13 protein-coding genes are annotated in these 12,551 nt (G+C 60.1%); 5 read left to right on the top strand and 8 right to left on the bottom strand.

The window, feature by feature from the left end:
- Positions 1–9: 9 nt before the first annotated feature.
- A complete protein-coding gene (locus B8P98_RS21240) occupies positions 10–804 on the bottom strand; it encodes a TraB/GumN family protein (RefSeq protein ID WP_080896992.1) in 795 nt (264 codons plus the stop codon).
- A gap of 132 nt (positions 805–936) precedes the next feature.
- Positions 937–3,438: a copper-exporting P-type ATPase CopA gene (copA, locus tag B8P98_RS21235; RefSeq protein WP_080924896.1), complete on the bottom strand. Its 2,502-nt coding sequence runs from the start codon at positions 3,436–3,438 to the stop codon at positions 937–939.
- A gap of 107 nt (positions 3,439–3,545) precedes the next feature.
- Between copA and cueR the strand changes: the two genes are divergently transcribed.
- Positions 3,546–3,956 (top strand): Cu(I)-responsive transcriptional regulator, encoded by a 411-nt coding sequence (gene cueR / locus B8P98_RS21230; protein ID WP_002892208.1) that lies wholly within the window; start codon positions 3,546–3,548, stop codon positions 3,954–3,956.
- On the opposite strand, the gene B8P98_RS21225 is transcribed toward cueR, so the two are convergent.
- A complete protein-coding gene (locus B8P98_RS21225; RefSeq protein WP_080896990.1) occupies positions 3,953–4,411 on the bottom strand; it encodes an NfeD family protein in 459 nt (152 codons plus the stop codon). The two genes, cueR and B8P98_RS21225, sit on opposite strands and share 4 nt — an antisense overlap.
- Complete coding sequence (locus B8P98_RS21220) at positions 4,408–5,325, bottom strand: SPFH domain-containing protein (RefSeq protein ID WP_080896989.1); 918 nt, start codon at positions 5,323–5,325, stop codon at positions 4,408–4,410. The genes B8P98_RS21225 and B8P98_RS21220 overlap by 4 nt, the downstream gene beginning before the upstream one ends.
- A gap of 140 nt (positions 5,326–5,465) precedes the next feature.
- Between B8P98_RS21220 and fetA the strand changes: the two genes are divergently transcribed.
- Together fetA and fetB are read left to right on the top strand one after the other, a co-directional pair.
- On the top strand, positions 5,466–6,143 hold the full coding sequence (gene fetA, locus B8P98_RS21215) for an iron efflux ABC transporter ATP-binding subunit FetA (protein WP_022065246.1): 678 nt from the start codon (positions 5,466–5,468) through the stop codon (positions 6,141–6,143).
- The gene (fetB, locus tag B8P98_RS21210; protein ID WP_095033397.1) at positions 6,130–6,912 is read left to right on the top strand and encodes an iron efflux ABC transporter permease subunit FetB; all 783 of its coding nucleotides are present in this window, start codon (positions 6,130–6,132) and stop codon (positions 6,910–6,912) included. The genes fetA and fetB overlap by 14 nt, the downstream gene beginning before the upstream one ends.
- A 95-nt stretch (positions 6,913–7,007) precedes the next feature.
- Here fetB and B8P98_RS21205 read toward each other — a convergent pair whose 3' ends face one another.
- The 3 genes from B8P98_RS21205 to tesA are packed head-to-tail and all read right to left on the bottom strand — an operon-like array spanning position 7,008 to position 9,343.
- The gene (locus B8P98_RS21205) at positions 7,008–7,862 is read right to left on the bottom strand and encodes a co-chaperone YbbN (RefSeq protein ID WP_008805461.1); all 855 of its coding nucleotides are present in this window, start codon (positions 7,860–7,862) and stop codon (positions 7,008–7,010) included.
- 58 nt (positions 7,863–7,920) lie between these two features.
- Positions 7,921–8,730, bottom strand: a complete 810-nt coding sequence (locus B8P98_RS21200) for an SDR family oxidoreductase (protein ID WP_165931834.1) — start codon at positions 8,728–8,730, stop codon at positions 7,921–7,923.
- Positions 8,720–9,343, bottom strand: coding sequence for a multifunctional acyl-CoA thioesterase I/protease I/lysophospholipase L1 (gene tesA, locus B8P98_RS21195; RefSeq protein ID WP_165931883.1), 624 nt, complete (start codon positions 9,341–9,343; stop codon positions 8,720–8,722). Before tesA ends, B8P98_RS21200 begins: the two co-directional genes overlap by 11 nt.
- Between tesA and ybbA the strand changes: the two genes are divergently transcribed.
- Positions 9,314–10,000 carry a putative ABC transporter ATP-binding protein YbbA gene (gene ybbA / locus B8P98_RS21190; RefSeq protein ID WP_023286106.1) on the top strand — a complete coding sequence of 229 codons (687 nt, stop codon included), beginning with the start codon at positions 9,314–9,316 and terminating at the stop codon, positions 9,998–10,000. The two genes, tesA and ybbA, sit on opposite strands and share 30 nt — an antisense overlap.
- Positions 9,997–12,411 carry a putative ABC transporter permease subunit YbbP gene (gene ybbP, locus B8P98_RS21185; protein ID WP_080896987.1) on the top strand — a complete coding sequence of 805 codons (2,415 nt, stop codon included), beginning with the start codon at positions 9,997–9,999 and terminating at the stop codon, positions 12,409–12,411. Before ybbA ends, ybbP begins: the two co-directional genes overlap by 4 nt.
- Here ybbP and B8P98_RS31135 read toward each other — a convergent pair.
- Positions 12,388–12,501 (bottom strand): hypothetical protein, encoded by a 114-nt coding sequence (locus tag B8P98_RS31135; RefSeq protein WP_042929758.1) that lies wholly within the window; start codon positions 12,499–12,501, stop codon positions 12,388–12,390. The two genes, ybbP and B8P98_RS31135, sit on opposite strands and share 24 nt — an antisense overlap.
- Between the last annotated feature and the right edge of the window lie 50 nt (positions 12,502–12,551).

Genomic DNA, 12,551 nt, shown 5'->3' with positions numbered 1-12,551 from the left:
GCCATTTTTTTATGTCAGCATATCCGGCAGATTCCCTTCGCCATACAGATGCAGCGCGCCGACGGCAACCACGTAGCGCCCCGGCGGCAAGGCCAGCAGCGTCTCGCGCCAGGCGAGATTGCGCTGGTGCATCAGCACATCATATAAAGACTGGCTGAACGTCGTCGGCAGAGATACCGCACCGCGCGATGGCGGTTGTTCCAGCCACCAGCCGATCATCACCTGTAGCAGGCGGGCATTGGTCCGCCAGTGGCTCAGTGTGTCTTCCAGCAGAGCCATCCCCCCGTCGGGCAGATCGCGCAGCAGCGCGATTTGGCTGTCGGCGCCTTCCAGTTCCATCACCGTTATGTTGCTCTCGCGGGCGGCCATCAGCAACTGATAATCAATGCCGTAATCGGGTCGCAGTCCCAGCTTCTGCGCCTGGGTAGCCTGCAGAACCATCGCCACCTGCCACAGCGGCTGGCTGTCGAACAGCCCGACCGACAGGCCCAGCTCGCCGGCGCGCGCCTCGAGCTCGCTCAGCTGCGCATCGCTCAGGCGTTCCGCCAGCGGTGGGTAAGTGGGGAGATTGCTAAAGGGGGTTTCATTGCCGCTGATATCGGCCTCGACGATTAACGCATCGGCCTGGCGTATTTTTTTCAGAAGCTTCGCTGGCGGCGGCGCCATGTCGCGGGTACCCATATGGATGCTGCCGACGAGGTGCAAATAACGTTCGCCGGGCAGGACGATATCCATTGCAGGCCAGGAATAAGACGAGCCGACGGCGGCTCGCCACAGCATTTTTATCCGGTTTAACAGGCCCATACGCGCTCCGAAGTGTGAGGACTTCATGCTAGCGCATATGGTGATACACGTCACCCTTCCGGCGGGCTTTTCTTGTCTCAGCAAAAAAAACGGGCGCCGAACAACGTCGGTGCCCGTTTCATCTGACGGCGTTTACTCTTTCGGTTTAAAGCGCAGCAGGCGGTTGGCGTTACTTACCACGGTGATCGATGACAGCGCCATCGCCGCGCCGGCGACCACCGGGTTGAGCAGGGTACCGGTCAGCGGCCAGAGGATCCCGGCGGCAATCGGGATACCCAGCGAGTTGTAGACAAACGCGCCCAGCAGGTTCTGCTTCATATTGCGTAACGTTGCTTTCGAAATCGCCAGCGCATCGGCCACGCCGTTGAGGCTATGGCGCATCAGGGTGATCGCCGCGGTTTCAATAGCGACATCGCTGCCGCCGCCCATGGCGATCCCGACATCGGCCTGGGCCAGCGCCGGAGCGTCGTTAATGCCGTCGCCGACCATCGCCACTTTGTGCCCCTGGCTCTGCAACCGTTTAATGGCGTCGGCTTTACCGTCCGGCAGCACGCCGGCGATCACTTCATCAATGCCCGCTTCTTTGGCGATGGCATTCGCGGTGGTGGGGTTATCCCCGGTAAGCATCACCAGCCGGTAGCCCTGCCGATGCAGGCGCGCCAGCGCGTCGACGCTGTCTTCGCGCAGCGGGTCGCGAATGGCGAACAGCGCGGCAGCCTGGCCATCAATGGCCAGCAGCACCGGCGTGGCGCCGCGTGAGGCCTGGGCTGTCATCTCGCTTTCCACTTCGGCGGTATTGATATGCTGCTCGTTGAGCAGCGCCTGGTTGCCGAGCAGCAGGCGATGACCTTCCGCTTCGCCGCTGACGCCAAGGCCGCGCAGGGTGCGGAAGCCGCTGACTTCCGGCAGTGGGCCGTCGGCAGCTTTATCAAGGATCGCTCGCGCCAGCGGATGGCTTGAGCCCTGTTCCAGCGCGGCGGCAAGACGGACAGCAGTCGCTTCATCAATGCCAGAGAAAGTTTTTACAGTCACCACCTGCGGCTTGCCTTCGGTCAGGGTGCCGGTTTTATCGAATACCAGGGTGTCGAGTTCGCTGGCGCGCTGCAGCGCATCGGCATCGCGCACCAGCACACCGTACTCCGCCGCCCGGCCAACGCCGGAGATAATCGACATCGGCGTCGCCAGTCCCAAGGCACATGGACAGGCGATAATCAGTACCGTGGTGGCGATCACCAGGGTATAGACGATCTGCGGCGCCGGGCCGAAGAAGTACCAGATCGCGGCGCTGATCAGCGCAATGGCGACCACCGCCGGAACAAACACCGCGGAGATTTTATCCGCCAGCTGGCCGATCTCCGGCTTGCTGCTCTGCGCCTGGCGCACCATGCGGATAATACGTGCCAGCGTGGTCTGGCTGCCGACGGCGCTGGCGGTGAACAGCACGCTGCCGTCCTGCACCACGGTGCCGGCGTGAATGGCATCGCCATCGCCTTTTTGCTGTGGCACCGGTTCGCCGGTGAGCATCGCTTCATCAAACCAGGCTTCGCCCTGGCTTATAACCCCGTCGACCGGAACGCGGTCGCCAGTGGTCAGGCGCAGCGTCATGCCGGCCTGAACGTCAGCGAGCGGCAGATCCTTTTCTCCCTCAGGGGTCACCACGCGGGCCGACGGCGGCGTCAGGTCGAGCAGTTTTTCCAGCGCTTTCGAGGAGCGCTGACGGGCGCGGGCTTCCAGCATATGGCCGAGGTTAATCAGACCGATAATCATCGCGCTGGCTTCGTAATAGAGATGCCGGGCCTCCATCGGGAACCACTGTGGCCACAGGTTGACGCTCATCGAGTACAGCCAGGCGACGCCGGTGCCGAGCGCCACCAGTGTATCCATGGTGGCGGTACCGTTTTTCAGGCTTTTCCACGCGCTGCGGTAGAAGTGGCCGCCGGCAAAGACCATCACGGCGAGGGTGACAAGGCCGATAACCAGCCACAGCGAACGGTTGTCATCGCTGACCATCATGTTATCGCCGATCATCCCCCAGACCATCACCGGCACGCCGACCAGCAGGGCGGCAATCGCCTGCCAGCGAAAACGCTTCATCGTCGCGATGGCGGTTTCCTGCTGACGTTCGCGGCGTTCCAGATCGTCTTCGATCGCCTCCGCGCCATAGCCGGCTTTTTCCACCGCCTGGACTAATTCAGCGGCGGACGCACTGCCCATCACCAGCGCTGTGCGTTCCGCCAGGTTGACCCGCGCCTGTGAGACGCCCGGCACCGCGGCAAGCGCGTTTTGTACCCGGGAGACGCAGCTGGCGCAGCTCATGCCGTTGATCAGCAGTTGTTGGCTGTCATCCTCGTCATGGGCTGCCGGAAGCTCAGGAGTAGCCGCTGTCAGTGCTTCCGACGGGATTGATGGTTCTGCCAGCGGTTTAGCCTTTGGGTGGCTGAGCTCCGCGCCGTATCCGGCTTGTTTCACGGTTTCAATCAGCGCTTGCGCGCTGGCGCTGCCCGTCACATGGGCTTCAGTGAGGGTCACCTCTGCTTGTTCAACGTCAGGACGCTGTTCGAGACTCTCTTTCACGCGTTTGACGCAGTGGCCACAGGAGAGGCCATCCAGCGTCAGGTCGATAGTGTTAGACATACAAAAACTCCTGAATAATTTTCCGGTCAACGATTGACCAGACCCACTCTTTCATCGAGTATTAAGAAGGTTAAACCTTCCAGCAAGGGGAAGGTCAAGGAGAAAAAATGAATATCAGCGATGTGGCGAAAAAAACCGGTTTAACCAGCAAAGCGATTCGTTTTTACGAAGAGAAGGGGCTGGTGACGCCGCCGTTACGGAGCGAAAACGGTTACCGCACCTACAGTCAGCAGCATCTCGATGAGCTGACGCTGCTGCGCCAGGCGCGGCAGGTGGGGTTTAATCTGGAAGAGTGCCGCGAGCTGGTGGCCCTGTTCAACGACCCGTCGCGGCACAGCGCCGATGTGAAAAAACGCACGCTGGAGAAAGTGGCGGATATCGAGAACCATATCCGCGAACTGCAAAACATGCGCGCGCACCTGCTGGCGCTGGCCGAATCCTGCCCCGGCGATGACAGCGCGGAGTGCCCGATTATCGATAATCTTTCCGGCTGCTGCCATCGCAAGGCGCAGGCTTAACGGACGGCGGGTCTGATTCGTAAGGTAATCCCTTCCACGGCGAGCACTTCGACCTGAGTACCCGCCGCGAGATCCTCGTTAGCCGTCACCGGCCAGGAACTATCCCCCACGCGCACATGGCCGCGGCCGTTTACCAGCGGGGCATCCAGCGTCAGGCGGCGACCCACCAGCTGCTGCCCGCGCTGGTTGAGCTGGGCATCGGCCGGACGCTGCGTTTTGACCCGCTTGCGCAGCCATTTCGACCACAGCCACGCCGCCAGCAGGGTGAGAACGGCGAACAGCGTCCCTTGCCATTCCCAGCTCAGCGGCAGGAGCCAGGTGAGAGCGCCGGTCACCACGCCAGCGACGCCGCTCCACAGCAGATAGCCGCTGCCGCCCAGCATCTCGGCCGCCAGCAGCAGCCCGCCCAGGCTTAGCCAGAACAGATGGGGGTGGGCGAGGATCATGTCGATCATGATTTTTTCCGATCGCCAGCGCCCTCTTTGATCAGCTCGCTGATCCCGGCGATCGATCCCATCAGGCTGCTGGCATCCAGCGGCATCAATACCACTTTGCTGTTGTTAGCGACGCCAATCTGCTGCAGGGCATCGGTGTATTTCTGCGCTACAAAGTAGTTGATCGCCTGAATATCGCCTGAAGCGATCGCCGAGGAGACCATCTGGGTGGCGCGGGCTTCCGCTTCGGCGGAACGTTCACGAGCTTCCGCTTGCAGGAATGCGGACTGTCGTTCGCCCTCGGCCTTGAGGATCTGCGACTGCTTTTCCCCTTCCGCTTTCAGAATTTCCGCCTGTCGCACCCCTTCGGCCTCAAGAATATAGGCACGTTTGGTACGTTCGGCTTTCATCTGGGCGTTCATCGAGGCGATAAGCTCCGCCGGTGGGCGAACGTCGCGAATTTCGACGCGGGTGATTTTCACCCCCCACGGATTAGTGGCGTCGTCAACGATATGCAGCAGACGGGTGTTAATGCTGTCGCGTTGGGAGAGCATTTCGTCCAGCTCCATCGAGCCGAGCACGGTACGGATGTTGGTCATCGTCAGGTTGACGATCGCCAGCTCAAGATTGCTGACCTCGTAGGCGGCCTTTGGCGCGTCAATCACCTGAATAAAGCAGACCGCGTCGATGGTGACGTTGGCGTTATCCCGGGAGATAACCTCCTGCGAGGGGATGTCGAGCACCTGCTCCATCATGTTCACTTTGCGGCCGATTCGGTCCATAAACGGCACGACTAAGCTTAATCCCGGCTGCAGCGTCTGGGTAAAGCGCCCAAAACGTTCTACCGTCCACTGATAGCCTTGCGGGACAATTTTCACCGCCGCGGCCACAATGACCAGCGCGACGAAAATAAGGATAGGAATAAAAATCAGCATCAAAAACCTCCTGTCTTGTTGCCTGGTGGGGCGCTACAAGGAAATAGCGCATGTTTAAACTGAGTATATCTTTCTCCTCATCCTGGAGAAAGGAAAGTGGGGTAAACTAGCGGTGTTTCAGAAAATAATCAGGAAGACTCATGAAGGAAAATAACGCGCTTTTGCGTCTCGAGGGTGTGGGGTTTAAGACCGACGACGCAGTTATTTTACACAATATCACTCTTCAGCTCAGACCCGGAGAATTTAAGCTGATTACCGGGCCTTCCGGCTGCGGGAAAAGCACCTTGCTGAAGATTATCGCCTCGCTGCTCAGCCCAACCTCCGGACGCCTGTTTTTTGACGATGTGGATATCGCGACGCTGTCGCCAGAAACCTATCGTCAGCAGGTGTCTTACTGCGCGCAGACGCCGGCGCTGTTCGGTGATTCAGTCTACGATAACCTGGTTTTTCCGTGGCAGATCCGCAACAAACAACCCGATCCGCAGGCGCTGGTGGCTGACCTGCAGCGCTTTGGCCTTGGCGAAAATATGCTGGAAAAGTCTATTAACGAACTGTCCGGCGGGGAAAAGCAGCGCGTATCGCTGATCCGCAATTTACAATTTCTGCCGCGCGTGCTGCTGCTGGACGAAATTACCAGCGCGCTGGATGAAAGTAATAAACAGAATGTGAATGACATTATTCATGGCTACGCGACGGAAAAACAGGTCGCTGTTCTGTGGGTCACCCACGATCGCAACGAAATTTCGCATGCCGATGAAGTGATTACGCTGCAACCTGCCGGCGGAAACATGCAGGAGGTACAGCATGAACGGGCATAACATTACGAACGAATCGCTGGCGCTGTCGATGGTGCTGGTGCTGATCGCTATTCTGGTCAGCTATCGGGAAAAACTGGCACTGGAAAAAGATATTATCTGGAGTATTTGCCGGGCGATCGTGCAGCTGATTATCGTCGGCTATGTGCTGAAATATATCTTTAACGTCAATCATGCGGTTCTGACGCTGTTGATGGTGCTGTTTATCTGCTTTAACGCGGCGTGGAATGCGAAGAAGCGCAGTAAATATATCGACAACGCTTTTATCTCGTCGTTTATCGCTATTACCACTGGCGCCGGGCTGACGCTGGCGGTACTGGTTTTCTCGGGGTCGATCGCCTTCGTCCCGATGCAGGTGATCCCGATTGCCGGGATGGTGGCCGGGAACGCGATGGTGGCGGTGGGGCTGTGCTACAACAATATGGGCCAGCGCTTCAGCAGCGAGCAGCAGCAGATTCAGGAGAAACTGAGCCTTGGCGCCACGCCAAAGATGGCCTCGGCGCGGCTGATTCGCGAGAGCATTCGCGCGTCATTGATTCCCACCGTCGATTCGGCGAAAACGGTCGGTCTGGTGAGTTTGCCTGGCATGATGTCGGGACTAATTTTTGCCGGCATTGACCCGGTGAAGGCGATCAAGTACCAGATCATGGTGACCTTTATGCTGCTGTCGACCGCCAGCCTGTCGACAATTATCGCCGGCTATCTGACCTACCGGAAGTTCTTCAATGCCCGTCATCAACTGGTGGTAACGCAGCTGAAAAAGCACCCATGAACTATCCCGGGTTGCGGCGTTCACGCCTTACCCGGGCTACCACGGCGTAATCTGTAGCCCGGATAAGCGTAGCGCTATCCGGGGAAGGCAACGGATTAGTACAGCAGCGAATAGAGCTGACGACGATATTTGGCGGCCAGCGCATCGCCGGTACCGAGGGCGGCGAGGATCTCCTGCAGCATCTTGCGCGCCTGGCCATCGCCGGCGCCTAAATCCTTCTGCAGATGGCTGAACAGCAGCGCCAGCGCTTCTTCATTACGCCCGACCTGATGCAGCTGCAGCGCCAGCTGGGAGGCCAGTTGCGCATCGTCCGGATTCTGTTCCACCTGCTGCTGCAGCTGCTGGATTTCCGGGGTGTCGGCGGCCTGTTTGAGCAGCTCAATCTGCGCCACCAGCCCCTGATAATGGGTATCCTGATCCTGCAGCGGGATGGTTTTCAGCACGCTTTCCGCTTCATCGGAACGGTGCAGGGCAATCAGCGTTTCCGCCAGCAGCAGACCAATCTGGCTGTCCTGATTCGACAGCTGCCAGGCTTCCTTCAGCAGCGGTAATGCCTCGGCGTATTTTTCTTCCTGCATCAGGGCCAGCGCCTGCTGGGCTTTCAGCTCCTCTTCACGCGGCAGGACTTTATCCAGCAGGGCGCGAATCGCTTCCTCCGGCTGCGGGCCTTCAAAACCGTCCACCGGCTGGCCGTTCTGGAACAGATAAACTGTAGGGATTGCGCGCAGACCAAACTGTGAAGCGAGCATTTGCTCGGCGTCGCAATCGACCTTCGCCAGCGTGAACTGGCCGTTATACTGGGCGGCCAGACGCTCGAGTACCGGGGTCAGCTGTTCGCAGTGCTGGCTGCGGGCTGACCAGAAATAAAACAGCACCGGGACGTTCATGGACTGCTGTAGCGTCTGCTGCAGGTTCGCTTCGCTAATGTTGACAATATTCTGTTCGGACATGGGCATTTCTCGTTAGTCGATTTCTGTTTTACATGGGGGCGGCATTCCGCGCTTCAACTCAACCGTGGATAATTTTGTCCATCGCGCGGGCAGGCAGCAGGCGTTTGAGCAGCGCCACCGCGTGAGTCACCAGAGTGACCGGGTAGCGCAGCTTTGGCTTATCGCTGGTAAAAGCGTGGCGCACTTTTTCCACCACCGCCTCTGGCCCGAGGGTAAAGCGAGCGGCGATGCCCGGATTTTCTACGGGTTTATCGCTTTGCGTCTGGTTGACGTTATCGGTAAAGCGGGTGCGGATCGGGCCCGGTTCAATCAGGCTGACCTGAATACCACTGTGGCGCAATTCCATGCGTAGCGCATCGGACCACGCCTCGAGGGCGTATTTACTGGCGGCATAGGCCCCGCGACCGGGACTGGCGATAAGCCCCATCACCGAGGAGGTCATCACGATGCGCCCTTCGCCGTGCGGCGTCATCGCCGACAGCAGCAGCATGGTCAGCTGATGGGCGCCGAAAAAGTTGGCGGAAAACTGCTGTTCCATCTGCTGGCGACTGATGGTGTTCAGCGGGCCATAGACGCCGTAGCCGGCGTTATTGAACAGGCCGTAGAGACGATTATCGGTCAGAGCGATGACCTCCGCCGCCGCGCGTTCCACGCTCTGCGGATCGTCCAGATCGAGCAAAATACCGGTTAGCCCCAGCGTCTGCATCCGCGCGATATCTTCCGCCTTGCGGCAGGCCGCCAGCACCCGAAAGCCCTGGCGGGTTAAATCCAGCGCGCTCTCCAGACCAATTCCGCTGGAACAGCCTGTCACTAAAACCGTTTTTTGCATAACTTTACCTGTCAGCGACCCCTGGCGTTCAGGAGTCATGATTAACTAAGGGTGCCAGCCGCTTCGCCATCCAGTCGGCGATAAACGGCTGTGCGTCGCGATTGGGGTGAATACCGTCGTCCTGCATCCATTGCGGCTTGAGATACACCTCCTCCATAAAAAAGGGCAGGAGAGGAATATCAAACTCTTTGGCCAGGGCCGGGTAAATCGCGTCGAAGGCTTCATTATAGCGGCGGCCATAGTTCGCCGGCAGGTGAATTTGCATCAGCAGCGGCTCGGCATTGGCCGCTTTGATATCTTTAATAATGGTGCGCAGCGTCTGCTCGGTCTGCTGCGGCGGAAAACCGCGCAGCCCGTCATTACCGCCGAGCTCAACCAGTACCCAGCGGGGCTGATGCTGCTCAAGCAGCGCAGGCAGACGGGCCAGCCCTTGCTGCGAGGTATCGCCGCTGATGCTGGCGTTCACCACCGGCGTTTTCGTCTGCCACTTCTCATTGAGCAGCGCAGGCCAGGCGGCGTTGGCCGCCATCCGATAGCCAGCGCTCAGGCTGTCGCCGAGGATCAGCAGCGTGTCCGCCGCCATCGCGCGGCAGGTAAACAGGAACAAAAACAGGAAAGGCACATGCCAGCGGAAAACATACTTGAAGTTCATCATCTTAAGAAGTCCGTCGGTCAGGGAGAGCATCAGCTCTCCATCCTTACCGGAGTTGAGCTGGTTGTCAAACCGCGGCAGACCATCGCCCTGATCGGTGAGTCAGGTTCGGGGAAATCGACCCTGCTGGCGATCCTCGCGGGCCTGGACGATGGCAGCAGCGGTGAAGTATCGATGCTGGGCAAACCGCTGCACCGGATGGATGAAGAGGCGCGGGCGGCACTGCGGGCGCAGCACGTTGGCTTTGTTTTTCAGTCGTTTATGCTGATCCCAACGCTCAACGCCCTGGAGAACGTCGAGCTGCCGGCGCTGCTGCGCGGCGCCAGCGACAGTGAAAGTCAAGGGGATGCCCGCGCGCTGCTTGAACAGCTGGGGCTTGGCAAACGCCTGCACCATCTGCCGGCGCAGCTCTCCGGCGGCGAGCAGCAGCGGGTGGCGCTGGCCCGGGCCTTTAACGGGCGTCCGGCTATTCTGTTCGCCGATGAGCCCACCGGCAACCTCGATCGCCAGACAGGGGACAAAATTGCCGATCTGCTGTTTTCGCTCAATCGCGAACACGGCACGACGTTGATCCTGGTGACTCACGATCCGCTGCTGGCGGCGCGCTGCGATCGCCGTCTGCGCCTGGTGGACGGCCAGTTGCGGGAGGAAGCATGATTGCCCGCTGGTTCTGGCGCGAATGGCGCTCGCCGTCGCTGCTGATCGTCTGGCTGGCGTTAAGCCTCGCCGTGGCCTGCGTCCTGGCCCTGGGGTCGATAAGCGATCGGATGGAGAAAGGCCTCAGCCAGCAAAGCCGGGAGTTTATGGCCGGCGACCGTACGCTGCGCAGTTCGCGCGAAGTACCCGCCGAGTGGATCGCACAGGCGCGAAAGTCAGGGCTGACCGTCGGCGAGCAGCTAAGCTTCGCCACCATGACGTTCGCCGGTGATACGCCGCAGCTGGCGGACGTCAAGGCAGTGGACGACCGCTACCCGCTGTATGGCACCCTCGAGACGCAGCCGTCGGGGCTGAAGCCCCAGGCGGGCAGCGTGCTGCTGGCGCCAAGATTGATGGCGCTGCTGAACCTGAAAACCGGCGATACGATTGACGTTGGCGATGCCACGCTGCGCATTGCCGGGGAAGTGATTCAGGAGCCGGATGCGGGGTTTAACCCCTTCCAGATGGCGCCGCGACTGATGATGAATATCGCCGACGTGGCAAAAACCGGGGCCGTGCAGCCCGGCAGTCGCGTCGCATGGCGCTATAAGTTCGCCGGTAACGCGCAACAGCTGGCGAATTATGAGCAGTGGCTGCTGCCGAAGCTCGGCCCGGAGCATCGCTGGATTGGCCTTGAACAGGACGACAGCGCGCTGGGTAAATCCCTTGAGCGCTCGCAGCAGTTCCTGTTGTTATCCGCGCTGTTGACGCTGCTGCTGGCCGTCGCTGCAGTGGCGGTAGCGATGAGCCACTACTGCCGTAGCCGCTACGATCTGGTTGCCATTCTCAAGACGCTGGGCGCCGGGCGGGCGCAGCTGCGCAAACTTATCGTCGGCCAGTGGCTGTTGCTGCTGACGCTGTCGGTGATAACCGGCGGGGTGGCGGGCCTGGCGCTGGAGGGACTGCTGCTGCTGGTGCTTAAACCCGTGCTGCCCGCTGCGCTCCCCCCCGCCAGCGGCTGGCCGTGGCTGTGGGCTATCGGGGCGACAGGCGTCATTTCCCTGCTGGTGGGCCTGCGGCCATATCGGCTGCTGCTGGCGACTCTGCCGCTGCGGGTACTGCGTCAGGACGTGGTGGCTAATGTCTGGCCGCTGAAAATCTGGATCCCGACGGTTAGCGTTGTGGTGGTGGGCCTGCTGGCCTGGCTGATGGGCGGCAGCCCGCTGCTGTGGTCGGTGCTGGCCGGGGCGGTGGTGCTGGCGCTGCTGTGCGGCCTGGTGGGCTGGGGAGTATTGTGGCTGCTTAAACGGCTGACGCTGAAAGCTTTGCCGCTGCGCCTGGCGGTAAACCGCCTGCTGCGCCAGCCGTGGTCAACTCTCAGCCAGCTGGCGGCGTTTTCCCTGTCGTTTATGCTGCTGGCGCTGTTACTGGTACTGCGCGGCGATCTGCTTGACCGCTGGCAACAACAGCTTCCCCCGGAAAGCCCGAACTACTTTCTGATCAATATCGCCCCTGAGCAGATAATGCCGGTGAAGACCTTCCTTGCCGAACATCAGACCCGGGCGGCGGAGTTTTATCCGATCGTCCGGGCTCGTCTGACGCAGATCAACGGCCATTCCACGGACGGGAACAAAGACGAAGCGCTGAATCGCGAGCTTAATCTCACCTGGAGTGAACAGCGTCCTGATCACAATCCGCTGGTGGCCGGGAGCTGGCCGCCGAAGCCGGGCGAGGTGTCGATTGAAGAGGGGCTGGCGCAGCGGCTGGGGGTGAAGATTGGCGATACGGTGACTTTTACCGGCGATACCCAGGACTTCAGCGCGAAGGTCAGCAGCGTGCGCAAAGTTGACTGGGAGAGTCTGCGGCCAAACTTCTTCTTTATTTTCCCCGCCGGGGCGCTGGACGGGCAGCCGCAGAGCTGGCTCACCAGCTTCCGCTGGGATAACGGTCCCGCGATGTTGACCCAACTGAACCGCGAATTTCCTACTGTCAGCCTGTTGGATATCGGCGCCATTCTGCGCCAGGTCGGCCAGGTGCTCTCCCAGGTCAGCCGGGCGCTGGAGGTGATGGTGGGGCTGGTGACGGCCTGCGGTGTGCTGCTGTTGCTGGCGCAGGTGCAGGTCGGAATGCGCCAGCGTTATCAGGAGCTGGTGGTCTGGCGCACGCTGGGCGCGGGTAAATCGCTGCTGCGCGCCACGCTGTGGGCGGAGTTTGCTCTGCTGGGGCTGGTCTCCGGTCTGGTGGCGGCGATAGGGGCTGAAGTGGCGCTGGCGATGCTGCAGACGAAAGTGTTTGATTTCCCCTGGGCGCCAGACTGGCGTTTATGGACGATGCTACCGCTGACGGGGGCGGTATTATTATCGCTGTGTGGCGGCGGGCTGGGATTGCGTCTGTTAAAGGGCAGAGCATTATTCCGCCAGTTTAGCCAGTGAAATTATTGCATTTTGATGATGCGCCGCCATTTTTGGCGGCGCTTTTATTTTAAGCGCACAAAATGATAATTCATTGATTTTTAAGCGCACAAAACATTAAAAAACCGCCAACACGCCATCAAATTTCGCAGGTAATATGC

Source organism: Klebsiella quasivariicola (assembly GCF_002269255.1).
GTDB lineage: Bacteria > Pseudomonadota > Gammaproteobacteria > Enterobacterales > Enterobacteriaceae > Klebsiella > Klebsiella quasivariicola.
This window is presented reverse-complemented; position numbering and strand designations above follow the sequence as displayed.

What these genes read in the sequence shown, in the direction of transcription:
- B8P98_RS21225 (WP_080896990.1), bottom strand. Translation starts at nt 4,411, where the DNA reads ATGATCGACATGATCCTCGCCCACCCCCATCTGTTCTGGCTAAGCCTG.
- ybbP (WP_080896987.1), top strand. Translation starts at nt 9,997, where the DNA reads ATGATTGCCCGCTGGTTCTGGCGCGAATGGCGCTCGCCGTCGCTGCTG.
- ybbA (WP_023286106.1), top strand. Translation starts at nt 9,314, where the DNA reads ATGCCAGCGGAAAACATACTTGAAGTTCATCATCTTAAGAAGTCCGTC.
- B8P98_RS21240 (WP_080896992.1), bottom strand. Translation starts at nt 804, where the DNA reads ATGGGCCTGTTAAACCGGATAAAAATGCTGTGGCGAGCCGCCGTCGGC.
- B8P98_RS21220 (WP_080896989.1), bottom strand. Translation starts at nt 5,325, where the DNA reads ATGCTGATTTTTATTCCTATCCTTATTTTCGTCGCGCTGGTCATTGTG.
- fetA (WP_022065246.1), top strand. Translation starts at nt 5,466, where the DNA reads ATGAAGGAAAATAACGCGCTTTTGCGTCTCGAGGGTGTGGGGTTTAAG.
- fetB (WP_095033397.1), top strand. Translation starts at nt 6,130, where the DNA reads ATGAACGGGCATAACATTACGAACGAATCGCTGGCGCTGTCGATGGTG.
- B8P98_RS21200 (WP_165931834.1), bottom strand. Translation starts at nt 8,730, where the DNA reads ATGACTCCTGAACGCCAGGGGTCGCTGACAGGTAAAGTTATGCAAAAA.
- B8P98_RS21205 (WP_008805461.1), bottom strand. Translation starts at nt 7,862, where the DNA reads ATGTCCGAACAGAATATTGTCAACATTAGCGAAGCGAACCTGCAGCAG.
- cueR (WP_002892208.1), top strand. Translation starts at nt 3,546, where the DNA reads ATGAATATCAGCGATGTGGCGAAAAAAACCGGTTTAACCAGCAAAGCG.
- copA (WP_080924896.1), bottom strand. Translation starts at nt 3,438, where the DNA reads ATGTCTAACACTATCGACCTGACGCTGGATGGCCTCTCCTGTGGCCAC.
- tesA (WP_165931883.1), bottom strand. Translation starts at nt 9,343, where the DNA reads ATGAACTTCAAGTATGTTTTCCGCTGGCATGTGCCTTTCCTGTTTTTG.